The 26147-nt window shown below is 68.6% G+C and carries 25 protein-coding genes; 8 read left to right on the forward strand and 17 right to left on the reverse strand.

Annotated features, from left to right (window positions below):
- Nucleotides 1–32: 32 nt before the first annotated feature.
- From DMB80_RS19615 to mrf, 11 genes are all read right to left on the reverse strand, one after another.
- On the reverse strand, nucleotides 33–1556 hold the full coding sequence (locus DMB80_RS19615; protein ID WP_111511383.1) for a VWA domain-containing protein: 1524 nt from the start codon (nucleotides 1554–1556) through the stop codon (nucleotides 33–35).
- 3 nt (nucleotides 1557–1559) lie between these two features.
- A complete protein-coding gene (locus tag DMB80_RS19620) occupies nucleotides 1560–2681 on the reverse strand; it encodes an AAA family ATPase (RefSeq protein ID WP_111511384.1) in 1122 nt (373 codons plus the stop codon).
- 1 nt (nucleotide 2682) lies between these two features.
- A complete protein-coding gene (gene mdo, locus DMB80_RS19625; RefSeq protein ID WP_111511385.1) occupies nucleotides 2683–3975 on the reverse strand; it encodes an NDMA-dependent methanol dehydrogenase in 1293 nt (430 codons plus the stop codon).
- Nucleotides 3976–4111: 136 nt separating this feature from the next.
- Nucleotides 4112–5485: a cation:dicarboxylate symporter family transporter gene (locus tag DMB80_RS19630; RefSeq protein ID WP_111511386.1), complete on the reverse strand. Its 1374-nt coding sequence runs from the start codon at nucleotides 5483–5485 to the stop codon at nucleotides 4112–4114.
- 54 nt (nucleotides 5486–5539) lie between these two features.
- Nucleotides 5540–6622 (reverse strand): ergothioneine biosynthesis PLP-dependent enzyme EgtE, encoded by a 1083-nt coding sequence (gene egtE / locus DMB80_RS19635; RefSeq protein ID WP_111511387.1) that lies wholly within the window; start codon nucleotides 6620–6622, stop codon nucleotides 5540–5542.
- Entirely contained in the window at nucleotides 6619–7584 is a 966-nt protein-coding gene (gene egtD / locus DMB80_RS19640) for an L-histidine N(alpha)-methyltransferase (RefSeq protein ID WP_111511388.1), read from the reverse strand. The genes egtE and egtD overlap by 4 nt, the downstream gene beginning before the upstream one ends.
- On the reverse strand, nucleotides 7584–8273 hold the full coding sequence (gene egtC, locus DMB80_RS19645) for an ergothioneine biosynthesis protein EgtC (protein ID WP_111511389.1): 690 nt from the start codon (nucleotides 8271–8273) through the stop codon (nucleotides 7584–7586). Before egtC ends, egtD begins: the two co-directional genes overlap by 1 nt.
- Nucleotides 8266–9564, reverse strand: coding sequence for an ergothioneine biosynthesis protein EgtB (egtB, locus tag DMB80_RS19650; RefSeq protein WP_111511390.1), 1299 nt, complete (start codon nucleotides 9562–9564; stop codon nucleotides 8266–8268). The genes egtC and egtB overlap by 8 nt, the downstream gene beginning before the upstream one ends.
- Nucleotides 9561–10826 carry an ergothioneine biosynthesis glutamate--cysteine ligase EgtA gene (gene egtA, locus DMB80_RS19655; RefSeq protein ID WP_111511391.1) on the reverse strand — a complete coding sequence of 422 codons (1266 nt, stop codon included), beginning with the start codon at nucleotides 10824–10826 and terminating at the stop codon, nucleotides 9561–9563. The genes egtB and egtA overlap by 4 nt, the downstream gene beginning before the upstream one ends.
- 128 nt (nucleotides 10827–10954) lie before the next feature.
- Complete coding sequence (locus tag DMB80_RS19660) at nucleotides 10955–11617, reverse strand: sensor domain-containing protein (RefSeq protein WP_111511392.1); 663 nt, start codon at nucleotides 11615–11617, stop codon at nucleotides 10955–10957.
- 12 nt (nucleotides 11618–11629) lie between these two features.
- On the reverse strand, nucleotides 11630–12793 hold the full coding sequence (mrf, locus tag DMB80_RS19665; RefSeq protein WP_111511393.1) for a ribosome hibernation factor-recruiting GTPase MRF: 1164 nt from the start codon (nucleotides 12791–12793) through the stop codon (nucleotides 11630–11632).
- 98 nt (nucleotides 12794–12891) lie between these two features.
- Between mrf and rpmB the strand changes: the two genes are divergently transcribed.
- Genes rpmB through rpsR form a run of 4 tightly spaced genes read left to right on the forward strand, consistent with a single transcriptional unit; the run spans nucleotide 12892 to nucleotide 13830 of the window.
- Entirely contained in the window at nucleotides 12892–13128 is a 237-nt protein-coding gene (gene rpmB / locus DMB80_RS19670; RefSeq protein ID WP_111511394.1) for a 50S ribosomal protein L28, read from the forward strand.
- Nucleotides 13128–13295: a 50S ribosomal protein L33 gene (gene rpmG, locus DMB80_RS19675; RefSeq protein ID WP_111511395.1), complete on the forward strand. Its 168-nt coding sequence runs from the start codon at nucleotides 13128–13130 to the stop codon at nucleotides 13293–13295. The genes rpmB and rpmG overlap by 1 nt, the downstream gene beginning before the upstream one ends.
- Nucleotides 13295–13594, forward strand: coding sequence for a 30S ribosomal protein S14 (rpsN, locus tag DMB80_RS19680; RefSeq protein WP_111511396.1), 300 nt, complete (start codon nucleotides 13295–13297; stop codon nucleotides 13592–13594). The genes rpmG and rpsN overlap by 1 nt, the downstream gene beginning before the upstream one ends.
- Entirely contained in the window at nucleotides 13591–13830 is a 240-nt protein-coding gene (rpsR, locus tag DMB80_RS19685; RefSeq protein ID WP_111511397.1) for a 30S ribosomal protein S18, read from the forward strand. The genes rpsN and rpsR overlap by 4 nt, the downstream gene beginning before the upstream one ends.
- A gap of 67 nt (nucleotides 13831–13897) precedes the next feature.
- Here rpsR and DMB80_RS19690 read toward each other — a convergent pair whose 3' ends face one another.
- The 6 genes from DMB80_RS19690 to DMB80_RS19715 all read right to left on the reverse strand — a co-directional run bounded on the left by DMB80_RS19690 (nucleotide 13898) and on the right by DMB80_RS19715 (nucleotide 21219).
- Nucleotides 13898–15340 carry a catalase gene (locus DMB80_RS19690; protein ID WP_111511398.1) on the reverse strand — a complete coding sequence of 481 codons (1443 nt, stop codon included), beginning with the start codon at nucleotides 15338–15340 and terminating at the stop codon, nucleotides 13898–13900.
- An 86-nt stretch (nucleotides 15341–15426) separates the two neighbouring features.
- A complete protein-coding gene (locus tag DMB80_RS19695; RefSeq protein WP_111511399.1) occupies nucleotides 15427–15876 on the reverse strand; it encodes a hypothetical protein in 450 nt (149 codons plus the stop codon).
- A gap of 97 nt (nucleotides 15877–15973) precedes the next feature.
- Nucleotides 15974–17668 (reverse strand): dihydroxyacetone kinase subunit DhaK, encoded by a 1695-nt coding sequence (locus tag DMB80_RS19700; RefSeq protein WP_111511400.1) that lies wholly within the window; start codon nucleotides 17666–17668, stop codon nucleotides 15974–15976.
- A gap of 86 nt (nucleotides 17669–17754) precedes the next feature.
- Nucleotides 17755–18819 carry a DUF4185 domain-containing protein gene (locus DMB80_RS19705; protein ID WP_420812203.1) on the reverse strand — a complete coding sequence of 355 codons (1065 nt, stop codon included), beginning with the start codon at nucleotides 18817–18819 and terminating at the stop codon, nucleotides 17755–17757.
- A gap of 65 nt (nucleotides 18820–18884) precedes the next feature.
- Nucleotides 18885–19919: an aspartate-semialdehyde dehydrogenase gene (locus DMB80_RS19710; RefSeq protein ID WP_111511401.1), complete on the reverse strand. Its 1035-nt coding sequence runs from the start codon at nucleotides 19917–19919 to the stop codon at nucleotides 18885–18887.
- Nucleotides 19920–19953: 34 nt separating this feature from the next.
- On the reverse strand, nucleotides 19954–21219 hold the full coding sequence (locus tag DMB80_RS19715) for an aspartate kinase (protein WP_111511402.1): 1266 nt from the start codon (nucleotides 21217–21219) through the stop codon (nucleotides 19954–19956).
- 85 nt (nucleotides 21220–21304) lie between these two features.
- Here DMB80_RS19715 and DMB80_RS19720 point away from each other — a divergent pair, with 85 nt between their 5' ends.
- From DMB80_RS19720 to glnT, 4 genes are all read left to right on the forward strand, one after another.
- A complete protein-coding gene (locus DMB80_RS19720; protein WP_111511403.1) occupies nucleotides 21305–21892 on the forward strand; it encodes a nitroreductase family protein in 588 nt (195 codons plus the stop codon).
- Between the two features lie 52 nt (nucleotides 21893–21944).
- Complete coding sequence (locus DMB80_RS19725) at nucleotides 21945–23360, forward strand: MFS transporter (RefSeq protein ID WP_111511404.1); 1416 nt, start codon at nucleotides 21945–21947, stop codon at nucleotides 23358–23360.
- Between the two features lie 111 nt (nucleotides 23361–23471).
- Nucleotides 23472–24725 carry an ammonium transporter gene (locus DMB80_RS19730; protein ID WP_111511405.1) on the forward strand — a complete coding sequence of 418 codons (1254 nt, stop codon included), beginning with the start codon at nucleotides 23472–23474 and terminating at the stop codon, nucleotides 24723–24725.
- Between the two features lie 110 nt (nucleotides 24726–24835).
- Complete coding sequence (gene glnT, locus DMB80_RS19735; RefSeq protein WP_111511419.1) at nucleotides 24836–26146, forward strand: type III glutamate--ammonia ligase; 1311 nt, start codon at nucleotides 24836–24838, stop codon at nucleotides 26144–26146.
- Nucleotide 26147 lies beyond the last annotated feature (1 nt).

Here is a 26147-nt window from a genome sequence, read left to right on the forward strand (position 1 = left end):
TGACCGCGCGTTTTCAGGGTACGACCCATGCCTCACCTACCCACGGCTTCCGCCGCGAATTCGTGGGCGGCGCTTTCCAGGCCCGTCAGGTCGGCCACCACGCGGACCCGGTCGCAGAACTCGGCGTAGCGGGGCAGATCGCAGCTGCCCAGGCCCCAGGAGTAGCGCGGTTCGGGGGTGAGCCACACGGTTTCGCGTGCGCGGCGGGTGATCTCCTCGAAGGCGGCGAGGTTGGGGTCGCGGCCGTTCGTGCGGCCGTCGCCGAGTACCAGCACCGTGGTGCGCCGGGTCACCGCCGACGAGTGCTCGGCGAGGAAGTCGCCGAAGACGCTGCCGTAGTCCGAGTTCGCCGCCGTGTCGATCACGTCCCCGCCGAAGATCTGGCCCAGCGCCCGGTCGCCGGGCTGGTCGCGGAACAGCTCGGTGGTCTCGGCGATATCGGCGACGAACACGAACGACCTGACCTGGGTGAACAGGTCCTGCAGGCCGTGCACCAGGCTCAGGGTGAACCGCGATGTCGCCCGCACCGACAGGCTGACATCGGCCAGCACGACCAGCCTCGGCCGGTCCTCGGCGCGCCGCACCGTGACGGGCATGAACGGCACACCGTCGAAGCGCATGTTGCGGCGCATCGTCTGACCGGAGTCGACGCGTCCCGCGGCAGCGACCCTCCGCCGGTGGGTCAACGCGCCGTGCAGCGTGCGGGCGAGCCGGCGCAGCGAGTCCTCGAGGTCGGCGCGTTCGGCCTCTCCGATCCGGTCCACCCGGGCCTCGCGCCGCTCCCGCGTCTCGACGATCGCGGTCTCCAGCGCCAGCAGCGCTTCGAGGTGGCGTGTGAGCGCCTGAGGGAGATTCTCCAGCACCCCGGCCAGCCGCCGCCGTAGCGCGGCCGCGTCGTCGCCGTCGCCGGCCTGGTCCCCGAATTCGCCGTGCAGCCAACCCAGGAGCGCCTCCTGCTGGGCGATGGTGAGCTCGGCGTCGACGGGGGTGCCTGCCGATGTCGACAGGGTGCCCACGGTCGATGCACCGTGCAGCCGGTCGGTCGACAGCTGCACCCGATAGGCGTCGTCGGCGCCCGTGCGAGCCTGATGGCTGAACGCGATCTCGTCGGTCAGTGCCGCCAGGTCGATCTTGTTGGCCTCCTGATGCAGGTTGTAGCGCTGCGCGAGGTCCTCCTGCTTGAAGTAGTCACGGATGCTCGACGGCTTGCCGTGCTCGTGACCCTGCTCCGGGGTCTCACTGGGTTGCTCGGAGAGCGTGAAGGATTCGAGCTCCCCGGTGTCGACGAGGTCATCGTGGGCGTGGGTGTGCCCATGCCCATGGTCGTCGCCTTCGACGCGCACGAGGCTGAAGAACGCATCGAAGATCTCGTCGAAGATCGGTCCGTCCCGCTCGTCTTTGACCAACGCGACCCGCAGTGCAGTGCGCAGGACAGCCCGGGACGACAACACACCGGGCTGCCCAGCGCACCGCATCGCGTCAGTCGCCTCGGGGATCGAGACGCGCACCCCGCCGAGGCGGAGCAGCCGGACGAAGCGGTGCAGTGTGGCTTCCATCGGTCACAGCGCCCGGCGTCGACCCAAGGTCGCGGTCTCTGACCTTTTCGGGGTGCCGTAGTAGCCGTCGGTGAAGCGACCCGGTTTGTCCTTGGCCAGCCGCGCGGCCCGACCGTCGTCCCCGTGGTCGTGGTCGTGATCATGACCGTGCGGATGGTCGTGATCGTGGTGGTGGCCGTGATCGTGATGGTTGTGCTTGTGTTCCGGCACTGTCGCATTCGGATCGACCAGGCGCGGCAGCGCATCCAGCGCTTTGCGAACGTCCTTGTCGTACTTGACCACCACCGACACCGTGTCCGAGAGCACCTGCGCCGACAGGTCCTTCACCCCGAGCACGGCCAGGGTGCGCGCCCAGTCGATGGTCTCGGAGATGCTGGGCGCCTTGCGCAGTTCCAGTTCGCGGAGCCCACGCACCACCTCGACGAGTTCGGTGGCGAGCGCATCGGAGAGGCCGGTGTTCTTCGACTGCACGATCTGCAGTTCCCGTTCCGCCGCGGGGTAGTCGAGGAACAGGTGCAGACAGCGTCGTTTCAGGGCCGCCGCGAGGTCACGGGTGTTGTTCGACGTGAGGATCACGTACGGCGCGTGCTTCGCGGTGAACGTTCCCAGCTCGGGCACCGAAACCTGGTATTCCCCGAGTAGTTCGAGCAGCACCGCTTCCAATGCCTCGTCAGCACGGTCGATCTCGTCGATCAGCAGCACCACCGGTTCCTCCGACCGCACCGCCTCGAGCAGAGGTCGCGGCGCCAGGAAGCGGTCGGAGAAGAACACGCTCTCCTGGGTCCCGATGCGCTCGACAGCCTCGTCGAGGTCCGTCGCATCGGCCACGAGTTGCCCGATCTTCTCCCGCAGGATCTGGGTGTACAGCAGCTGCTTGCCGTAATCCCACTCGTAGAGCGCCTTAGTCTCGTCCTGGCCTTCGTAGCACTGCAGGCGCAGCAGCCGCCGCCCGGTGGCTGCCGCCAGCACCTTGGCCAACTCGGTCTTCCCGACGCCGGCCGGTCCCTCGATCAGCAGCGGCTTGTCGAGACGGGTCTGCAGGAACACCGTGGTGGCCAGGCGCTCGTCGGCGACGTATCCCTCGCCGGCGAGCGCCTCGCGCACCTGCTCCACCGAAGTGAACATGTCAGGGCAGCAGCTCGTCGAGGCTGCCGTTCATGCAGTGCTCGACCACCGGACGCACGGTGTCGAACGTGCACTCCTTGGCGTTGCCCGGCGTGCAGGCGTCGCCGAGGACGTGGTTGGTGATGCGGTCGACGTCAGCCTTGTCGCCCAAGATGGCCGGCGCGTTCTCGTAGAACTTGGTGGGGCCCTTGCCCAGTCGGTTCTTGGAGTAGCTGTCCTGCTTCACGTCGACGAAGCGCTCGATGATGTCCACGTCGCGCAGCAGGCGGATCGCCGCGGCCAGCGCCGCGTCGGCGGCCTGCACGTCGGTCATGCCGTAGGTGTCCACACCCATCGCCTGGGCGATGTCGGCGAAGCGCTTGTAGGCCACCGGCATGTTGAACGCCCACACGCGCGGCAGCGCGATCGCGTTGTTGAGGCCGTGGTGGGTGTCGTAGAAGGCGCTGACCGCGTGGGAGATCGAGTGGATGATGCCGAGACCTCCGGAGTTGAAGGCCTGTGCGGCGATGTACTGCGCGTACATCATGCCCTCGCGGCCCTTGAGATCCGTTCCGTTCCAGGTGGCTTCGCGCAGGTTCTCCGCGGTCAGCTTGATAGCGCGGATCGCATTGCCCAGCGACGGTTCGAAGTTCAGCCGGGACACGTACGGCTCGGAGGCGTGGGCGAGCACGTCGAAACCGCACTGGGCGGTGTAGTCGACGGGGCATTCGTAGTACAGCACCGGGTCGTCGACGGCCAGCGTCGCCACCGAGGCGTCGTCGAACGCGACGTACTTGTGCGGGTTGTCCGGGTCGGTGGTGGTGTCGGTGATGACGTAGGCCCACGAGGTCTCCGACCCGGTGCCCGCGGTGGTCGAGATCGCGATGTGCGGCGGGTTCTTGGGGTTCTCGCTTTTGTTGAAACCCTCGAAGTCGTTGACATTGCGGCCGTCGTGGGCGATCGAGATTCGGGCGCCCTTGCAGGCGTCGTGGGTGGAGCCGCCGCCGATGGAGATGAAGCTGTCGCACTCGTTCTCCTGGTACAGCTTCACCGAGTCCATCACGTTGTAGTCCTTGGGGTTGGACTCCACCTGGTCGTAGACGACGACCTCGAGGCCGTGCCATTTCAGGGACTCGGCCATGTTGTGCACGATGTCGGTGCCGCGCAGGCCCGAGCTCATCAGCAGCACGCGCTTGAAGCCCATCTTGAGGGCTTCCGGACCGACCATCTCATGCGCGCCGGGCCCCATCATGGCGCGGGGGAACGGGTGAAACTCCTTGATGGGGAAGGGCTTCAGAAGATCTTCGACCTTCATGGCGGGGTCCTCTCTGCGGTGCTGCGGCTGGTGTCGGGGGACCACCATGGCACGGCAGATGTGAGCTGGAGAACAGCTCACGGGCACAACCGAATCGTCGGGCAGCGCAAGTGCGGACGGGCGGGCAGGGCCCTACCTACCCGGTCGGAGAGGTCTCCTTGGGCCGGTCGCTGGTGTCGTGGTCGTCGACCATCGTGGATTCGTCGAACGGACGGTTACCGTCGAGCACGTCGCGCAACCGCTCCTCGTCGACGCTGTGCGTCCAATGCCCGACCAGCAGGGTGGCGACGGCGTTGCCGGAGAAGTTGGTCAGCGCCCGCGCTTCCGACATGAACCGGTCGATGCCGACGATGATCCCGACGCCGTCGAGCAGCTCGGGTCGGTGGCTCTGCAGGCCGGCGGCCAGCGTGGCCAGCCCGGCGCCGCTGACGCCGGCCGCCCCCTTGGACGCGACGATCATGAACGCGAGGAGCCCGAGCTGTTCGGGGATGGACAGCGGGTCACCCAACGCGTCGGCGATGAACAGCGAGGCCATGGTCAGGTAGATGGCGGTGCCGTCGAGGTTGAACGAGTAGCCGGTGGGCACGACGATGCCGACGGTCGCGGGTTTCACCCCGGCGTGCTCCATCTTCGCGATCAGCCGCGGCAGCGCGGATTCCGACGACGACGTCGCGACGATCAGCAGGTACTCCCGCGCGAGGTACCGGGCCAGCTTGAACACCGACACCCGCGCCACGGTCCACAACAGTGCGCCGAGCACCCCGAAGACGAAGATCACGCAGGTCAGATAGAAGGCCGCCATCAGCACGCCGAGCTGGATCACCGCCTCGAAGCCGGTGTCACCGACCACCTCGGCGATGGCGCCGAAGGCGCCGATCGGCGCGAGCCACAGCACGCCGATGAGGATCTTGAACACCAGCTTCTGCAGCGCCTCGATGCCGCGCAGCAGCGGCTCCCCGGTGGCACCCAGCGACTGGATACCGAAGCCGACGAGCAGCGCCACGAACAGCGCTTGCAACACGTTGCCCTCGGTGACCGAGGAGAACAATGTGGACGGGATGATGTTGGCGATGAAGTCCATCGTGCCGCCGGCAGATTCGGCTTCACCGGCCAGCTCGACGCCCTTGCCGGGATCGTTGGGCACGTTCAACCCGGTGCCGGGGCTGATGATGTTGCCGACCACCAGGCCGATCGCCAGCGCCACGGTCGACATCACCAGGAAGTAGGCGATGGCCAGCCCGCCGACCTTGCCGACCGCGGTCGCGGCCTTCACCTTGCCGATGCCCAAGACCACGGTGCAGAAGATGACCGGGACGATCATCATCTTGATCAGCTTGACGAACAGCTCCCCCAGCACCCCGAGCGATCCGGCGACCTCGGGGGCCACCAAACCGACGATGATGCCGGCGATCACCGCGACGATCACCATGATGTAGAGCCAGTGCGTCCGGTCGCGCTTCTTCCCGGACTTCTCGGGCGTGTCCGGTGTGTCGGCCTCGGCGGCGGTCATGGTGGCGTCCCCCTCCAGTGATGGTGCAGCAGGGATAACCAGAAGTGCGCCGCGTCACACCCGCGTGACGGCCACCAATGCCTCGACGAGCGCCGCCAGGTCGTCGTCGGTGAGGTCGACGTGCGGTGAGACGCGCAGGGCGGGACGCGTCATCTCCTTCGGCGCGCGCTCGACGCCGATGAACGTGGTGAGGATTCCGTGCTGGACGATCAGGTCCGCGCGCACCGCCGCGGCGTCGACTCCGTCGGGCGGGGTCAGCGTCGTGATCGCGCTCGGTTCGTCGACGTTCTCTCGCACGTGCCAGCCCGGCACGTCGGCCAGCGCACGGCGGGTCTGCGCGCCGACCTCACGCAGCCCGGCCTGGATGTTCGCCGGTCCGGCGGCGACGTGTTCGCCGATGGCCACTGAGAACCCCACGTGGTTGGCGACGCTGGTTTCGGCGTGCGCGATCCGCGCCTGCGTGTCCTCCGACAGCAGCCCGGGCCGCGTGGCGAGCACGCCGACGCCGCGCGGTCCGGCCGACCACTTCCGCGACGACGAATAGATGGCGTCGGCCCCGATGCCCGTGCAGTCGAGGTGCGCGAAGCCCTGCGCCGCGTCGACGATCAGCGGCAAGCCCTGACTGCGACACGCGCCTGCGAGCTCACGTGCCGGTTGGACCACCCCGCTGTGGCTGCCCAGCATCGTCAGGTGCACCAGCGCGGGCGGGTCGTTGGAGAGGGCCGCGCCGACGGCGTCGAGGTCGAGCCGGCCGAATCCGTCGACGGGCAGCTCGCGGATCTCGAAGCCGTGCCGGGCCATGATCGCCAGGTTCGGACCGTACTCACCGGTCAGACATGCGATCACACGATCGCCCGCCCAGTCGGAGAGCAGGATGTCGAGCGCGTTGTTGGACCCCGTCGTGAAGAACACCTCGGCATCGGCCATCCCGGCCAGCGCCTGCATCGCCGCACGGCCCGCGTCCAGCACCGGAGCCGCCGCGACGGCGGCAACGTAACCGCCGACCTCGGCCTCGTGCCGGGCATGCTGCGCTGCAGCCTCGAGGGCTGCCACGCTCTGGCGCGAACATGCGGCGCTGTCCAGGTGCACGCCGGCCGCCGGCGGGCGCGCGGCCCGCCACTGCTGCGCGAGTGTCACTTCACTGCCAGCGACAGTCCGAAGTCGCCCGCCTCGTCGGTCCACCACTGCGTGCGGGTCAATCCCGCCGCGCGCAGTTCGGCGTCGACGCCGGCCGGCCGGAACTTGCACGACACCTCGGTGAGCATCTCCTCGCCGTCGGCGAAGTCGACCGACAGGTCGAGCGCCGGGATGTGCACCCGCTGCGAGCGATCGGACCGCAGCCACATCTCGATGCGTTCCTCGTCCGGATTCCACCGGGCGACATGGGTGAACGCGGCGGCGTCGAAGTCTGCCCCGAGTTCCCGGTTCACCACGGCGAGGACGTTGAGATTGAACCGCGCCGTCACCCCGGCGCTGTCGTCGTAGGCGCGGACCAGACGTTCGGTGTCCTTCACCAGATCGGTGCCGAGCAGCAGCGTGTCGCCGGGCTGCATCATCGCCGCGACCGACGAGAGGAACTCTGCGCGCGGGCCTGCGGTGAGGTTGCCGATGGTGGAGCCCAGGAACGCCACCAGGCGCCGCCCGGTGGCCGGGATCTTGCCCAGGTGCTCCTCGAAATCACCGCAGACCGCGGCGATCTCGATGCCCGGGTACTCATCGGAGATCGCTGCGCCCGCAGCTTCCAGCACCGTGGCGTCGACGTCGAACGGGATGAACCTGCGCAATGCGCCGCGCTCACGCATCGCGTCGAGCAGGCGTCGGGTCTTCTCCGAGGTTCCACTGCCCAGTTCGACGAGGGTGTCCGCGCCGGACGCGGCAGCGATCTCCCCTGCCCGCGCGGTGAGGATCTGCGCCTCGGCGCGCGTCGGGTAGTACTCCGGCAACCGGGTGATCTGATCGAACAGATCACTGCCGACCGAGTCGTAGAACCACTTGGGCGGCAACGATTTCGGGTCGCCGGTGAGCCCGTCGCGCACATCCCGACGCAACGCGGCCTCGGCGGCGTCTGCGGCCAGGTAGTTCTCCAGCGAGAACGTCATCACGATCCTTTCAGCGGTGAGAGGTCGACGTGGTGGCCGATGACCTCGACGAAGTGGCGGTCGGGAATCTCCTGCCACGCCGGATCATCGTCGTAGGGTTCGCTCGCCAGCACCACGCCGTCGGGTCTGCGCAGCACCGACAGGGTGTCGCCCCAGGTGGTGGCCAGCAGTCGAGAACCGTTGCCGGCCACAATGTTCAGCCGGGCATTCGGGTCGTCGGCGGCGACCGCGGCCACGGTGTCCCCGAGCGCGTCCAGCCCGCGCTCGAAGATGAGGGCGGCCAGTAGCGCACTGTCGTTGGTCGACTCGGCATGCGGTGACAACGGCAGCACTGCGCGATCGACGAGCCCGTTGTGCGACAGCAACCACGTCCCGTCGGTGAACGGCGCCGACGCAGACGGTTCGATGGGCATCCCGACGCTGGCCGATCGCACCGCGGCGACCACGCACGAGCTGCTCAACGCCGGCGCCACCGACGCGAACGACACGTCACCCCACAGCGGCGCAGCGCTGCGCCACCGTCGCGGGTGCGTACCGTCGAAAAAGCCTGCGCCCCAGCCGTCGGCGTTCATCAGCCCGTGCTTCTGTCGGCGGGGTGCATACGACTGCACCAGTAGCCCGGACGGTGGCTCGAGCATCAGCGAGGCCACCGTCACCGGCTCACCCAGCCAGGCCAGGTGCCTACACATCCCAGGCCAACCGCACACCCGAGAAGATCTGCCTGCGGATCGGGTGGTCCCAGTTGCGGAAGCTCGGACGCAGGATGCCGGGTGCCACCGCCCAGGACCCGCCGCGCAGCACGCGATAGTCGCCGGAGGTGGTGCCGTCGAAGAACGGGCTGGAGTACTGCTCGTACACCATCGGCGTGAACCCCGGCCACGGCCGCAACGTCGAGGTGGTCCACTCCCACACGTCACCCAGCATCTGTTCGGCGCCGTAGGCCGAGGCACCGCCGGGGTAGGCGCCGACCGGAGCCGGCCGCAGCGCGTCGCCACCGAGATTGACCCGCTCGGCCGACGGGGTGTCCGAGCCCCACGGGTAGCGCCGGCGCCGGCCGACCTCCGGGTCCCACGCGCACGCCTTCTCCCACTCGATCTCGGTGGGGAGCCGGGCACCGGCCCACGCCGCGTACGCCTGCGCTTCGTGGAAGTCGACGTGCTGAACGGGCTCGTCGGCGGGGATGTCCTCGATGTGACCGAAGCGGGTGCGGGTGCCGACCAGTGTCCCGGTGTTCCAGAACTGCGGCGCGGCCAGCCCGGCCTGCTGACGGTGGGCCCAGCCGGCATCGGTCCACCAGCGCCGCTGGTCGTATCCACCGTCGTCGACGAACTGCTGCCATTCGCCGTTGGTGACGGGCACCCGGCCGATGCGGAACGCGGGAACCACGACCGTGTGCGCGGGCCGCTCGTTGTCCAGGGAGAAGGGTTCTTCGGCCGGGTCGACACCGAGAACGAACTCACCGGCCGGCACCTCGACCCATGTGCCGGCCAGCCCGGGGCGGCCTGCGGGCAACGCGGCGCCACGGTCGAGCAGCGGGGCGCCCGAGCGCAGGTTCAGGGCCTGCAGCATGGTCTCGTCGTGCTGGTTCTCGTGGCTGGCCACCATCCCGAACGTGAACGCCTCGGGGTGGTCGTCGGGCAGCGCATCGAGAGCGTCGAGCACCTTGTTGCGCACCGTGGCGCAGTAGGCGCGCGCGTCGGCGGGCGGCAGTAGCGGCAGGTCCACCCTGCTGGCCCGCGAATGCACGAACGCGTCGTAGAGCTGATCGACCTGGCGGGTCAGCATGCCCGGACGATCGGGGTTGCCGCCCCGCAGCAACCACAGCTCCTCCTGCTGGCCGATGTGCGCGAGGTCCCAGACCAGGGGGCTCATCAGCGGGTCGTACTGCCGACGCACCTCCGCGTCGTCGAAGTCGACCAATCGCAGGGTGCGGTGCCGGGCGGTGGTCAGTTCCTCGGCCAGGAGCTCGCGGGTCGTCACAGTTCCCCTTCTGCCATCTCGGTGATCGCCGTGGCGATGCCGGAACTGACCACGCGGTCGGCGAAGTCGTCGGCGGCGCAGCGGCCTCGCTCGACCGAACGCACCAGTAGGTCCATCGATTCCGTCAGCTCCGATGGCGCCCGCTCGGCGGCAGCGGTCACACAGGTCAGCGCCGCCGCATGTAGGTGTCGGTCGGCCAGACCGATTCGCGCCGCGCGATCCCACGCCGTCGCGACTTCCTCGGTGGCTTCCGCGGCGATGTCGGCGGCGCCCTCATCGTCCAGCAGGGCCGTCAGTGTCCACGCCACCGCGGGCCACAATGCGTCCGGAACGCTGTCCAGATAGCGGATCTCCAGGAAGCCGCGCGGGCGCACCGGCGGGAACAGCGTGGTCAGGTGGTAGTCGAGGTCGGCCTTGGTGGGCCGCCGCCCGCCGAGCAGCACCCGCCCGTCGGCCCAGTCCGCGAACGGCACCCATTCCGTGACCGGCTCCGGGTCCGGACTGTTCACCAGCATCACCGGCGCACGCAGCGCATACCGCGCCCAATCGCTGGCCGGGTCGTCACCGCTGGCGCCGAGCACGGGCCCGCATCGAGCCGAATCGAGTTGCCCCCACACCCGCTGCCGGGAGGACTGCCAGCCGGTGAAGCCGCCGCCGAGCACCGGCGAGTTCGCCGCGACCGCGATCATCGTGGGGCCGAGAGCGTGCGCCAACCGGACCCGCTGCGCCCACTGCGACCGCGGTCCCGCCTCGAGGTTGACCTGGATCGACGCCGTGGACGTCATCATCGCCGCGCCGGCTTCACCGGTGCCGCTGGTCTCGAAGAAGCGTTCCATGGCCTGGTACCGGCCGCCCGGGTTGACCCGGCGCGGCGGGCGCAGCGGATCAGCGCCGAGGAGCACCAGTCCGAAGCCGGCCTCGCGGAAGACCGAGCGCAGCGCAACGCGATCGGCGCGCGTCGCCGCGATCGCGGCGACGGGATCGGCCGCAGGAGGACCCGACAGCTCGACCGCCCCTCCGGGCTCCACGGTGACCACGCTGCCGCCGGGGAGCGGCGGCAGCGTCGCGATGGTCGCGGTCAGCTCGTCCCAGCCGGGACGGCGCTGCGGATCGGCCAGGACGAAGCAGTGCGCCTCGACCTCCAGCCCGACCCCACCGACCGGCCCGTCGACCAGGCAGCTCGCCACGAGACGTTCGGCGGCGGCTTCGGCGCTGGTCAGGGTGTTGCCGGGGGAAACGTCGCACGGCATGGTGCGGGCCATATCAGCCCCCTCTTTCCATCGTTGACGATCTGCGTGACGAGTCTTCCCTTTTATCTTCCAGACCGCACCGACAATTCCCCCCTCGGCGGCATGACACACCTATGACGTGCCCATCCGGGCGTGCAGCGTTACTGGCCGAGGGTGTTCTGCATCGCGCCGGCGAGCACGTTGACCGCGGGTCCGCCGTTGCCCGATTGACACACCTTGGCCTGCAGCAGCACGTTCTCCCGCAGCCGGGTGGTGACGAAGCACCGCCGATCGGTACCGGCCTCCTGCTTGACCCAGTCGGCCTGGTCGGCGCCGGCAGGTCCGCCCGTGAAGCTCCACACCTGGGTGGCGCCGTTGTCGAGATGCATCGCTGTGGTCTGGCCGCTGCAGCCGACGGTCCGATCGACGGCGCGGTGGTACGCGCGGCCGGCGGCCTCGGGCGTGGCGAAGACGCCGACCGCCTGTTTGACGAAGTGCGTCATGTCGGATGGGGATTCCTGGGCCGTCGCGCCGTTGAACGCGGCGAGGTCGGGATCGAGATACACCTCGGGCAACCCGATGTCGGCCCAGTTGTTGCAGACCGGATTGTCGACCCAGTACGCCTGGAACGGCGCCGTGAACGTCGACTCGACGCCCAGGCGCGCGCCGACGATGTTGCCGACGGAACCCTTGTTGAGCACCGCGTAGTTCACCACTCCGGGCTCGGACGGCCGGGCAGCGGAGGGCGCGGCCGACGTGACGGTCAGAGCCAAACTGGCAGCGGCGATGCAGCCTGCAGCGACGGCTTTCACCTCACCGATCATGCCAGTCGGCGATCAACCTTCCGCGCCGCTCTCCTCCTCGCCTGCGGACGTGGACACCGCTTCACCGCACGGGTCGGCATGCCAGTCGCCGAAAGGGTCGGCGTAGCAGGACCATTCGTGCTCACGGCTCACCTCGTCATCGGTCAGCAGGGCGCCGTTCAGCGCTCGCGTGATGTCCCGGTCGCCGGCCCCGCAGGTCAGCACTGCCAGCGAGGTGTGCCGATCGCCGTGGCGCGGGTCCCACATCAGAGCCGCCATCGCACGGCGTTCCGGATTGACGTAGGCGGTCTCGCGAGAGGTCATCGCCGCCAACCATTTTCCCGCGTTCGTCACCAGCAGGCCGCCACCTGCAGACTCCAACCACATCACCCGGTCCGGCCGGTTGGCGACCCAGAGCCGCCCTCGGCTGCGCACCACGCCGTCGAGCAGCACGTCGAGCGCATCGTGCAGGCGGTCGGGGTGGAACGGGCGCCGAGCGGTGAACTCGACCAGCCCGACGCGACCGTCGGGGTCCAACGGCGGTTGACCGGCGAGCAGCGACGCATGCGGATCGTCGCCGCGGCCGCGTCGTGCATCCGATTCGAGGTGCGCGAGGGCGAGTTCGAGTCGGTCGGCGCCGACGGTGATGCGGGCGCGCGGGGCGAGCCTGCGAACGACGGCGAGTGTCTCGCGATCCGGGGCCGACAGAACGGCGACGTCGGCGAACTCGACCTGTCCGACCGCGACCTGCGCCACGGTCCGTCCGTCGGCCAACTCGTCCTCACCGAGCGCGTGGGGCAACCAGGTGTCCGTGTCGACGGCGGTGAGCACAGCAGCGACAGACAGCTCACTCGCGGCGGTCGAGTGCGCGATCGCGGCGCAGACGGGTGCGGGTTCCAGCGACGGAGCCAGACGCACGACGATGCGCTCGACACCGCCGCGGCGGTGCAGGTGGCACAGGTGGGCCAGCAGATCCTCGCGCACGGTGCAGGACAGGCAGCAGTTGGTCAGCTCGAGTACCGCGTCGGCTTTCACGGTGATGCCGCGCTGGATCGACGTGGTGGTGCGGTGCACCACGTGCCCGTCGAAGACGTGCTCCACCGCCAGCGTGCCCGGTCGCTCGAGCAGGACTCGAGTGATCTCGGCTGTGCCGGCGGCGCTGTTGTGGCCGGCCACGACGATGACGGGGGTGCGCATCGACTGACTCCTTATCGGGAATGATTTTCAATAAAGACGCGTTCACGCTACAGTCCACTCCGCATCTTGTCGAAAACGATTTCCATTAAGGAGGCGCCATGTCGGCTCACTGCCAGGTCACCGGACGCGCACCCAGCTTCGGCAACGCGGTGTCGCATTCGCACCGCCGCACTCGTCGGCGCTGGGACCCCAACATCCAACGCAAGACCTATCACCTGCCGTCAGAAGGTCGCCGAATCACGTTGCGCGTCAGCGCGAAAGGCATCAAGACCATCGACCGTGACGGCATCGAATCGGTGGTGGCCCGCCTCCGCCGGGAAGGGCAGAAAGTCTGATGGCACGTAGTACCGACATCCGTCCCGTGGTGAAGCTCCGCTCAACAGCGGGCACCGGCTACACCTACGTCACGCGCAAGAACAGGCGCAACGATCCCGACCGGATCGTCCTGCGCAAGTACGATCCCGTCGCGCGCCGGCACGTCGAATTCCGCGAAGAGCGCTGATGGCCAAGAAATCCAAGATCGTCGCCGACGCCCGGCGCCGCGAGATCGTCGCCCGGTACGCGGAGCGTCGCGCCGAACTCAAGGAGATCATCCGCATCGGTGGACCGCAGGAGCGTGCGGCGGCCCAGGCAGAACTGAATCGGCAACCGCGGGATGCGAGCCCGGTGCGGCTGCGCAACCGCGACGCGGTCGACGGCCGGCCCCGCGGCCATCTGCGCAAATTCGGGCTCTCGCGGGTCCGGATGCGCGAACTCGCCCATCGCGGTGAGCTGCCGGGTGTGCGGAAGTCGAGCTGGTGAAGCGGTCGAGGCGGGTACTCGAGCCCGCGAAGAAGCGCCGGAACCTGTTGTCCTCGTTGGGAATCGAGGCCGTCGACTACAAAGACACCGCGACGCTGCGGCAGTTCCTGTCCGAGCGCGGCAAGATCCGATCGCGGTCGGTCACCGGCGTCACGGTCCAGCAGCAGAGACAGGTCGCCACGGCGATCAAGAACGCTCGCGAGATGGCGCTGCTGCCCTACCCGGGCCAGCGCTGACGCCGAGTGCACGGTTTCTGACGCGCCGTCTCGAGGTTCTCGTCAGAAACCGTGCACTCGCGACGCGTCACGCGCCCCGCACGCCCTCCTCGACCTTCTTGCCGAGATCGGGATCGACGTTGCGCCAGTACTCGAACACCCGGGACAGCACCGGCTCCTTCACACCGTCGGAGACATGCCCGACGATGTTCTGCACCAAGCGATCTCGCGCCTCGTCGTCGAGAACCTCGCGCACGAGAGTGCCGGCCTGGCCCCAGTCGTCGTCCTCGGCGCGCAACGCATACGCCGCCCGCACCATGTCGCCGTCGGACGCCCAGTGCACCTCGGACGCCCGCCGCGGGTCGGCTTCGGGCCCGCCCATCGAATTGGGCGCGTACACGGGATCGGTGACGTTGCGGATGCGCATCGGCCCGTCCTTGGAGTAGGCCCGCACCTCCACTTTCGGCTCGTTCACGGGGATCTGCTTGTAGTTGACACCGAGGCGGTGCCGATGAGCGTCGGCGTAGGAGAAGCCGCGCGCCAGCAGCATCTTGTCGGGTGAGAGCCCGGTGCCCGGCACGACGTTGTTCGGCTCGAACGCGGCCTGCTCCATCTGAGCGTGGTAGTCGACGACGTTGCGGTTGAGCGTCATCTTTCCGACCTGCTGCAGCGGATAGTCGCTGTGCGGCCACACCTTGGTCAGGTCGAAGGGGTTGTAGCGGTACGTCTTCGCGTCCTCGAACGGCATGACCTGCACGTGCAGCGTCCACGTCGGGAAGTTGCCGTCCTCGATCGCGGTGAACAGGTCCCGCTGGTGATAGTCGGCATCCTCGCCGGCCAGCCGGTCGGCGTCCTCCTGGGTGAGGTAGTCGATGCCCTGGTCGGTCTTGAAGTGGTACTTCACCCAGAAGAGCTCGTCGTCGGCGTTGACCCAGCTGTAGGTGTGGCTCGAGTAGCCGTTCATGTGCCGCCACGTCTTCGGGATGCCGCGGTCACCCATCAACCACGTGACCTGGTGCGCCGACTCCGGCGACAGCGTCCAGAAGTCCCACTGCATGTGGTGGTCGCGCAGGTTCGACGCCTGCATCCGCTTCTGGCTGCGGATGAAGTTCTGGAACTTCATCGGATCACGCAGGAAGAACACCGGGGTGTTGTTGCCGACCATGTCGAAGTTGCCCTCGGACGTGTAGAACTTCAGCGAGAACCCGCGCGGATCACGCCAGGTGTCTGGGCTGCCACGCTCACCGGCCACCGTCGAGAACCGGGCCACCATCTCCGTCTTCACCCCCGGCTGCAGGAACGCGGCCTTGGTGAAAGCGCTGACATCATGGGTGACCTCGAACTCGCCGAAGGCACCGCCGCCCTTGGCGTGGGGCTGGCGCTCCGGGATGCGCTCCCGGTTGAAGTTGGCCATCTGCTCGAGCAGGTAGTGGTCCTGCAGCAGGATGGGCCCGTCCGGGCCGACGGTCAGCGAGTGCTCGAGGCTGGGGACCGGGGCACCACCGTCGGTGGTCGCGTACTTGTCAGACATCTACTCTCCTGAAGCTGCCGAGCGGCTGCCGGGCTGCGCCGCCGTCTTGGCGCCGCATACCCAGAAGCTGTAGAAACCATCCGTACTCAGGGCCGCGGCGGCGTCGGTGTATCGGGCTCCCCCGGCGCTCCGCCGGGTCGCGGGATCTCGATGATCTGTCCCGGGCCGAAGGGGCCGGAGAACGACGGACCGCGCTGGAAGCCTCCCGGCGGACCCATCGGGAACATCGACGCGCCGGGCCGCATCATCATCTCGTGGCCGCGGTCGTAGTCCCGGTGATTGCCGACGGCCTTACCGGTGAAGAAGCCGGCGCCGAAGATCACGACGACGATGAACAGCGAGCCGGCGACGATGCCGACCCATGCCGCGACTTTGGTGAGGCGGCTGGATCGCTCGACGTAGACGGTGTTCTGCGGCGTCGGGGCGGGCTCGGTGTAGGCGGGCGGCGGCGCGAAGACGGGCCCCGTGGCGGGCTCGTTCTGGTCGGGCGGGGGTGACGATGACTGCGGTGCCGACGGTGGCGGTGTCTCGCTCATGCGCACGATCCTGCTCCACAACGCACAATGCCGGTTAGGCGTTGCCTGTGAATTGCGTATGAGGTCGGGTTCGGTGAGCAACCGCCGGCCACGCGGGTCACGCGGCAGACAGCAGGTCCGCCAGTGCGTCGTCGACGGCCGCAGAGCCACCGCCGGCGGCCTGCCAGAGCAACGCGGCCAACCACGCGATCGCGACAGCACCGGCATCGGGCTGGCCGATCGCGCGTTCTCCGACGTAGGCGGCCCGACCCCGGCCGGCGACCATGTCCGCGGTCGACGCGGCCGCCTCGATTCCCGCCAGCACCGATGCCTCATCGAGCGCACTCACGCCCCGCGTGCGGGCGTCCTCGACGATGGCGGCCAGTGGATCGACCAATGTCCGGTCGCCGGGCTCGGCACCGCCTGCCCGCTGCACGGCTGTCAACGCATCGGCGAGTCCGGCGAGCACGGCGCCGCCGAGCTCCTCGGACCGAGAATCCTCGGCACGGGACGACACCCCGCCGAACACCAGCCCCAGCAGCGGTCCGCTCGACCCGCCGACGTCATCGAGGAACGCGTCGGCGAGATGTCCGAGATCGGCCACCACGTCGTCATCGACGTCCCCGCGCCGCACCGCGTGCCCGACGCCGACCGAGAGGTTGTCGCCGAAGTCGCCGTCGCCTGCTGCCTGATCCAGCGCGTTGAACCGATCCCGCAGTCGCTCGGTTCGGCTCGCCACATCCTGCAGCCACGGTGACGCTGCCTCGGATGCGTCGTCGTCCGAGGCGACGCCGCGCAGTGTCCGGATCCCCGGGAACGGCCGGGGTCGGGGCAGCCCGGGGGTTCCGTGATCGGCGTACCAGTGCGGCAGCCAGGCCGGGTCGGCGTCGACCACCGTCAAGCTCACGCCCCGCATGTCCAGGGCCGTGCAGTACGCACCCACGACCAGGCTGCGCACCGTCAGGTCGCGGTCGGTGAGGGCCCGGGCAGCGGCGTCGCCGACGTGCAGCAACTCGAGCTGCCCTGTTCCGCCGAGGCCGTTGACCAGCACCAGCACTCCGTCCGGTGCCGAAAGGTCGGCGGTCAGCGCGTCGACCATGGTGCCGACCAACCCGTCGAGGTCGGCGGCTTCGATGCTTTCGCGTGCGGGCTCCCCGTGGATGCCGACACCGAATTCGAGCGAGTCCGGCGACACCTCGAAGGCGCGGTCGCCGTCTCCCGGGCTGCGGTGGGCCTCCGCGGCGATCGCCACGGTGCGCGATCGCGCCACGATGTCCCGTCCCAGGGCAGCCAGGTCCGTCAGGGACATCCCGTCGTCGGCGGCGGCACCCAGCACCTTCTCGACGATGACCGTCGCCGCGGTGCCCCGCCTGCCCACCTTCCCGGCGTCACGCGAACCCCAGTCGTCGTCGACCAGCACTTGCTCGACCGGGATGCCGTCGGCCCGCAACCTCTCGGCGGCGATGTTGAAGTTCAGGACGTCGCCGGTGTAGTTCTTCACGATCTGCAGCACGCCGTCCGGTCGCGCGACCCGGCTGCACGCCGCGTAGATCTGCCGATTGTGCGGGGACGTGAAGATCTCACCCGGACAGGCTGCGTCCAGCCCGCCGCGGCCGACGAATCCGCCGTGCATCGGCTCGTGACCCGCGCCCCCGCCGCTCACCAGGGCCACTCTCCTCGCTTCGGCGGGCGAGTCGCTGTACAGGAACGGCGGGTCCTCGGAGAACCCGACACCGTCGCCGGCGACCATCGACAGGCCTGAGAGTCCCGCACTCGCTCGCCTGGACCTCTCCGCGATGAACAGAACGGACATCGGTCACTCCCTTCCCGCACGATCACATCCGCCATGAACATAATGTCCGGTCGCTCGGCAGTGCAAACCCGGCGGGGAGCGCGCCGTCAGGGCTTGACCGGATTCACCGCGAACTGGATGACGCGGTACGGGCTGCCGCCGCGCGGGGTGGTGTTCCACTGGCTGACGAAGACGCGCACCGCGTCGGGTGTCGACGCCGGTGAGAGGTATCCACCGTAGGGCTGGGCGAGTCTATTGTCTTGTGGCGCAGGGAGATCCTCGGCTTGCTCTGGCCATGGCGCAGCGACGACGACGGTGGTCACCGGCGCGGTCCCCAGCTGTGTCGGATTGTTCGCGACACGGATCTCCATGTTGCCGGTGCTGGCGTTGAAGTACGACAGCACGGTCTGCCCGTCGATCTGGCGCACGCTCATCTCGCCGACCCGGTCACCCCACAGCGGCGCGGGCGGTGTACCCCAGCCGGCCGGAGACCACGCCTGCCAGTGTGCACGATCGGTGAAGGTCTGCGGCGGCGTCCGATAGAGCGTCAACGGGCCGGTGCGGTCGAAGTTGTTGGCGACGATGTACACCCAGCCGCGCGGCGAGTCAGGAGTCGGGATCGGGTCGTAGTAGCCACTGATCTGGGACTGACCACCGCCGGCATAGGCGGCATCGCGTACCGAGCCGGCCACCGTCGCCCAGTTGCCCTGCCCTGCTTCGGCTTTCACCAAACGGGACGACTGCGGCCGCAGATCTTTCGTGGTGGTGACGAGCAGATAGTTCTCCCGGTTGATCTCGACGATGCCGGCGGGCAGCTGCGAGGAGCCCGGCGGTGTCGGGTCGGCGAGCAGCGGAGTGCCGATCCCGGTCACCCCGTCGTAGCGCACCCCGCCCGGGTCCTCGAGCGACCCGTCGACGACGTGCAACGCGATCGGCGAATACCAGCCGCCGAATCCGACGCCCTGGCCGGCGAAGCTGTCCCCGCACACCTGCAGGATGCCGGAGGGGAACTGCATGAACTCACACAGATCCGTCGCGCCGATACCGTAATCAGCTGTCGGCGTGCCGGTTCCGGCCACCGGGCCGACACGCAGCACCTGGCCGGGCTGCAGCGGGGGCAGATCGACCGGCGTGGCAGACGCGCCGGGAGCGAGGGCCAGGGCGAGCACCAGCGCCGAGATCGACGAAAAGGCGCCCGTCTCTCGCACTTACCCGCCCGAACGTCGGTTTCGGCGCACTAGAGCTGGGCGGCCAGCAACTCGGCGATCTGAATGGTGTTCAGCGCCGCACCTTTTCGTAGGTTGTCGCCGGAGACGAAGAGCGCGAGTCCGCGGCCGCCGGACACGCCGGGATCCTGCCGAATCCGGCCCACCAGAGAGTCGTCGACGCCCGCGGCGGCCAGCGGCGTCGGCACGTCGACCAGCGTCACACCGGGCGCCCCGGACAGGATCTCGGTGGCCTCGGCGGCCGAGAGCGGCTGCGCGAATTCGACGTTCAGCGACAGCGAGTGTCCGGTGTAGACCGGCACCCGCACGCAGGTGCCGGACACCGCGAGGTCGGGGATGCCGAGGATCTTGCGGCTCTCGTTGCGCAGCTTCTGGTCCTCGTCGGTCTCCCCGGATCCGTCGTCGACCAGCGAGCCTGCCAGCGGGACGACGTTGAACGCGATCGGCGCCACGTATTTGTTCGGCGCGGGGAAAGCCACGGCGCTGCCGTCGTGCACCAGCGCCTGGCTGTCGGCGACCACGGCGCTGGCCTGACCGAAGAGCTCGTCGACGCCGGCGAGTCCGCTGCCCGACACCGCCTGATAGGTCGAGGCGATCATGCGAACGAGGCCGGCCTTGTCGTGCAGCGGCTTGAGCACCGGCATCGCCGCCATCGTGGTGCAGTTCGGGTTGGCGATGATGCCTTTCGGCCGCACCCCTGCGTCGCGCGCGAAGTTGACCTCGGAGACCACCAGCGGGACGTCTGGGTCCTTGCGCCACGCCGAGGAGTTGTCGACCACGACCGCGCCTGCGGCGGCGAATCGCGGCGCCTGCACCCGCGACATCGTCGCGCCGGCGGAGAACAACGCGATGTCCAGACCCGACGGGTCCGCCGTCTCGGAGTCTTCGACCTCGATCTCCTGGCCACGGAACTCCAGCTTCTTGCCCGCCGAGCGGGCCGATGCGAAGAACCGGACCTCGGTGGCGGGAAAGTCACGTTCCGCCAACAGGGTTCGCATGACCTGGCCGACCTGACCGGTCGCTCCGACTACTCCAATGCGCACCATTATTTCCCCCGTCGCTTCGCTCGACCGGCCATTGCTAGCGCCCCGTTCCCGCGTACACGACCGCTTCCTCGTCGCCGCCGAGCCCGAACGCGTCGTGCAGCGCGGCGACCGCCCGGTCGAGCTCGGTGTCCTTGATCAGCACCGAGATCCGGATCTCCGACGTCGAGATCAGGTCGATGTTGATGCCGGCCTTGGCCAGCGCCTCGCAGAACGTCGCCGTCACGCCGGGATGGCTGCGCATCCCGGCACCGATCAGCGACACCTTGCCGATGTGGTCGTCGTAGAGCACTCGGGTGAAGCCGATCTCGTCCTGCAGGGACGTCAGCTTCTCGACCGCGCCCGGCCCGCTCTCCCGCGAGCACGTGAACGTGATGTCGGTCTTACCGTCCTCGACCTTGGAGATGTTCTGCAACACCATGTCGATGTTGACGTCGGTGTCGGCGATCGCGCGGAACACCTGGGCGGCGTAACCGGGGACGTCGGGTAGGCCGACGACGGTCACCTTCGCCTCGCCGCGGTCGTGGGCTACTCCGGTGAGGATGGCGTCTTCCATGGGGATGTCCTCGATCGATCCTTTGACGATGGTGCCCGGCCGGTCGGAGTACGACGAGCGGACGTGGATGGGCAGGTCGAAGCGGCGCGCGTACTCGACACAGCGCAGCATCAGCACCTTGGCGCCGGCGGCGGCCATCTCGAGCATCTCCTCGAAGGAGACGGTGTCCAGGCGGCGGGCGTTGGGCACGATGCGCGGGTCGGCGGTGAAGATGCCGTCGACGTCGGTGTAGATCTCGCAGACGTCGGCGTTGAGGGCGGCCGCCACGGCGACGGCGGTGGTGTCGGAGCCGCCCCGCCCCAGGGTGGTGACGTCCTTGGTGTCCTGACTCACGCCCTGGAAGCCGGCGACGAGCACGATCTGGCCCTCGTCGAGTGCCGAACGCAGCCGGGTGGGCGTGACGTCGATGATCTTGGCGTTGCCGTGGGTGCCGGTGGTCACCACGCCGGCCTGCGAGCCGGTGAACGAGCGGGCCTGCGCGCCGAGCGACTCGATCGCCATCGCGACGAGCGCATTGGAGATTCGCTCCCCGGCCGTCAGGAGCATGTCCAGCTCACGCGCAGGCGGTGCGGGACAGACCTGTTTGGCCAGGTCGAGCAGCTCATCGGTGGTGTCGCCCATCGCCGAGACGACGACGACGACGTCGTTGCCGGCCTTCTTGGTTTCGACGATGCGCTCGGCCACACGACGGATGCGCTCGGCGTCGGACACCGAGGATCCGCCGTACTTCTGTACGACGAGCGCCACTGGAGAGCCTTTCGGACGTGAGGGAACCCGAACAAGGATAAAGGCTGAGCGCACCTGATTTATTCGCCCCAGTAGCGTCGCCGGGGTGACAGGCACTGATCGGTCGGCCGACACCTCGGTCCCTCTGCACCCTCCGATAGCGGCCCGCTGGAGCCCGCGGGCCTTCGATGCCACCGCCGAACTCCCGAAGGACGACCTGACCGCCCTGCTCGAGGCGGCCCGCTGGGCCGCTACCTGGGGCCGTCGCCAGCCGGTGCGGTTCGTGGTCGGCGTCCGCGGCGACGACACCTTCGGCACTCTGGCGGGGCTGTTGAAGCGGGGCAACAGCTACGCCCACGCCGCGGGGGCGCTGCTGCTGCTGTGCGCCGATGAGGGCGAGGACGACACCACTGCGCGGTACAGCGCGGTCGACGCCGGTGCGGCGATGGCCACTCTCGCGATCGAGGCGGTGTCGCGGGGGCTGGTCACCCACCCGATGGCGGGTTTCGACACCCCCGGGGCGGTCACGGCGTTCGGCCTGCCCGCGAGCCTGCGACCGCTGATGGTCATCGCGGTCGGACGGCTCGGCGAACACGCCGACGTCGACCCGGAGATCGCCGAGCGCGACCAGATGCCTCGCAAGCGCAAGCCGCTGTCGGAGATCGTGCTCAACGCCCAGTCGGCCGGATTCTGACGAAAGAGTCGTTGGCTGCGCGATCCTGACCGCGCACTTCTACGCTGCGCCGGTGGGGGAAGCGGAGTGTTCACCGCGCCGCAAGGCGGTCATTCTGGCGGCGTGCTGCCTCGGCGTCCTGATCGCCGCGATGGACGGCACGATCGTCAACGTCGCGATACCGAGCATCCGCGACGACCTCGGAGCCTCCGCGGCATCGATGCAGTGGGTCGTCGCCGCCTATGCGTTGACCATGGCCACCGTGCTGCTGCTGTCCGGTGCGGCCGGTGACCGCTACGGGCGCAAGCGCGTCTTCCTGACAGGCCTGACGACGTTCGCGCTGGGATCGCTGATGTGCAGCCTCGCGGGTTCGGTCGGGGTGCTGGTCGGCTCGCGTGCGATACAGGCCGTGGGCGCATCGATGCTGAACACCATCGCGATGGCCATCGTCGTTCAGGTCTTCCCGGGGCGCGTCGAGCGCGCTCGCGCCATCGGGATCTGGGGTTCGGTGATCGGGCTGGGGCTGGCGCTCGGTCCGGTTCTGGGAGGAACTCTCACCGATCTGGTGAGCTGGCGCGCGGTGTTCTGGATCAACATCCCGATCTGTCTGGCGGCCATCGTGCTGACCATCGTGTTCGTCCCCGAATCCACGTCCCGGCGACCGACGGGATTCGACCCGGCCGGCCAACTGCTGGGCGCAGCAACGATATTCGGCGTGGTCTTCGTCCTCATCGAAGCCCCCGGCCGAGGCGCCACCAGCGGGGCCGTCGTCGGGGTCGCGACGATGGCGCTCGGCGCGGCCATCGCGTTCCTCACCGTGGAGGCACGCCACCGGACACCCTTCATCGATCTGCGCCTGTTCCGCCGACCGCTGTTCTGTTCGGCGATCGGCATCGCGGTCTGCTCGTTCGCGCTCTACGGCGGATTCCTGTTCGTGATGTCGCACTATCTGCAGGACGAACGGGGACTGTCGGCGATCCGGGCCGGCCTGTGCTTCCTGCCCATGGCCGCCGCCGCAGCCCTGTGCTCTCCCGTGGCCGGGCACCTCATCGGTCGGTGGGGAACGCGCACCCCGCTGCTGGTCTCCGGATTCGCGTTCACGGGTGCAGCAGCGTCACTGATGCTGCTGGAGTCCGACACTCCGATGTGGTCGCTGGGGCTGTCGTTCGCAGTCTTCGGCATCGGTTTCGGCATGGTCAACGCGCCCGTCACCGCGCTCGCGGTCACAGCGCTGCCCTCAGATCGCTCGGGCACGGCCGCGGCGCTGGCCACGACGAGCCGGCAGGTCGGCCTGGCCATCGGCGTGGCGCTCTGCGGCCCACTGGCCGGCGACGCCCTCACCCACACGGCGGAATTCGCGACGGCCACCCACCCTCTCTGGGCCGTCTTCGTGCTGCTGGGGCTGACGATCGTCGTCCTCACGTTGCTGTCGAGTCGAGCGGGCGTCGAGCGCGGGGGCGCGGAGCTTCCGGTGGCGACCACACGCTAGGCCGTCAGTTGTTACGTCGCCGAAACACAACGAGATGGTCCACGTAACAGAGACATCGGTAACTGTCGGTGAACGGCTCCGCGGCGGAGCCGGTAATCGCAGGAGAACTCAATGGATACAGGGACGACCGCGTTCATGCTGTGTTGCATCATCGGCCTCACGCTGATGATCCCCGGCCTCGCGTTGTTCTACGGCGGCATGGTGTCCGTCAAGAGCTCGACCAACATGATGATGATGACCTTCGGCGCGGTCGCGATCGTCGGTGTGCTGTGGGTGTTGTTCGGCTTCTCGATGGTGTTCGGCACTTCCTACGGTGGGTTCCTCGGCAACTTGACCGAATTCGCCGGGATGAAGGACCTTCTCGAGACGCAGACCACGATCTCGGGTCTACCGGTCAGCTTGTTCTCGATCTTCCAGGCGCTCTTCGCCGCGATCACCGTGGCGCTGATCTCCGGCGCGGTCGCCGACCGGATGAAGTTCGGTGCATGGATGGGCTTCGCGACGCTGTGGGCGGTGCTGGTGTACTTCCCGGTCGCCCATTGGGTTTTCGCCTTCGACGGCGTCGTCACTGAGGACTCGACCGGCGGCTGGATCGCCAACAAGCTGAAGGCCATCGACTTCGCCGGCGGCACCGCAGTGCACATCAATGCCGGCGCCGCTGCGCTCGCCGTCGCGATCGTGCTGGGCAAGTCGGCGAGCTGGGGTCAGCTGCGCAAGCCGCACAACGTGCCGCTGACGCTGCTGGGCGCCGGGCTGCTGTGGGCCGGCTGGTACGCCTTCAACGGCGGTTCCGCTCTGGCTGCGGGCAATTCGGCCGCTATCGTCATGGTCACCACGTTCGTCGCCACCTGCGCTGCGACGCTGGCGTGGATCGCCGTGGAGAAGATCAAGGACGGGCACGTGACCGGCGTCGGTGCGGCATCGGGCGCGATCACCGGCCTGGTCGCGATCACCCCGGCCTGTGGCGCGGTGACCCCGGTCGGCGCGATCATCCTCGGCGCGATCGCCGGCGCGGCGTGCGTGTACGCCGTGGGCCTCAAGGAGCGCTTCGGTTACGACGATTCGCTCGACGTCGTCGGAGTCCACCTCGTCGGTGGTGTCATCGGCACCCTGCTGATCGGTTTCCTGGCCAGCGACTCGATGCCCAACGCCACCAACGGCCTGTTCTACGGCGGCGGGTTCGACCAGCTGTGGCGGCAGGCTGTGGCAGCGGGCGCGGTCATGGTGTACTCGTTCGTCGTCGCCGGCATCATCGCCTACGCACTGAAGAAGACTGTGGGCATTCGCATTTCGCCCGACGACGAGGAGAAGGGCATCGACGCGGCGTTCCACCGCGAGGCGTCCTACGAGCTCGCCTCCGTCTAACGCATCACTCGACCGGCCGGTGCGGACAGCTGTCCGCACCGGCCGTTCGACGTGCGGGGGGTTTCCGCTAGTGATACATTGATTCCTAACAAGAGACCAAGGTGGACGACATGACCCAGGACCTCGCGGTCGCGGCTGAGAAGGCCGGCACGAAATTCATCCTCGCGCTGTTCGTCGATCTCCGCGGAAAGCCGTGCGCCAAGCTGGTTCCCGTGGAGGCGATCGACCTCCTGGCCACCGAGGGCGTCGGCTTCGCCGGCTACGCGGTGGGGGCCATGGGCCAGGAGCCCAAGGATCCGGATCTGATGGCGCTGCCCGATCCGGCCTCCTTCACCCCGGTTCCCTTCCTCAAGGAAGGCCTGGCGATCGTGCACTGCGACCCGCACGTCGAGGGCACCCCCTGGCCCTTCGCGCCGCGCGTGATCCTCAAGAATCTCGTACAGCGTTGTGGTGACGCCGGTTTCGAGCCGTGGGTGGGAGCCGAGGTCGAGTACTTCCTGCTGCGCCGCACCGACGACGGTGGCCTCGCGGTCGCCGATGCCGCCGACACGGCATCCCAGCCCTGTTACGACGCACGCGGCGTGACCCGCATGTACGACCATCTGACCGCCGTGTCGGCCGCGATGAACGGTCTCGGCTGGTCCAACTACGCCAACGATCACGAGGACGGCAACGGCCAGTTCGAGCAGAACTTCACGTTCGCCGATGCCCTGACCACCGCCGATCGCGTCGTGACGCTGCGGTACCTGCTGTCGATGATCGCTGCGGATCGGGGCATGATCGCGACGTTCATGCCGAAGCCGTTCTCCGACAAGACCGGCAGCGGCCTGCACCTGCACCTGTCGCTGACCAGCGCCGGCAACGCGGTGTTCCCGGCCCAGGGTGACGACGGTCGCGGCCTCGGATTGTCCGACACCGCCTACGGTTTCATCGGTGGCATCCTCGACCACGCCTGCGCACTGCAAGCGGTGATCGCGCCGACGGTCAACTCCTACAAGCGGACCGGTGCGGTCTCCACACGGTCAGGTGCCTCGTGGGCGCCGCGGCTGCCCACCTACGGCGGCAATGACCGCACCCACTACATCCGGGTGCCCGACGCCCAGCGCGTCGAACTGCGCGGCGGTGACGGTTCGGCCAACCCGTATCTCGCGATCGCCGCTGCGCTGGGCGCAGGCATCGACGGCATCAAGCGCAGCACGGATCCCGGTCCGGTGGGGTCAGGCATCAGCACTCGCCCCCTGCCTCCCACGCTGCTGCACGCCGTCGACGAACTCGAGAACGACGCTGTCGTCACCGGGGTCCTCGACGCCGCGGGCGACGGGGTCGCCGCGTACTTCGCCGGCATCAAGCGCGAGGAATTCTTCAGCTACCACAGCTCTGTCAGCCCGTGGGAGATCGACCAGTACCTGACCGCTTTCTGAC

The sequence above is a fragment of the Mycobacterium kyogaense genome, from assembly GCF_003254575.1.
In the GTDB taxonomy this organism is placed as follows: Bacteria; Actinomycetota; Actinomycetes; order Mycobacteriales; family Mycobacteriaceae; genus Mycobacterium; species Mycobacterium kyogaense.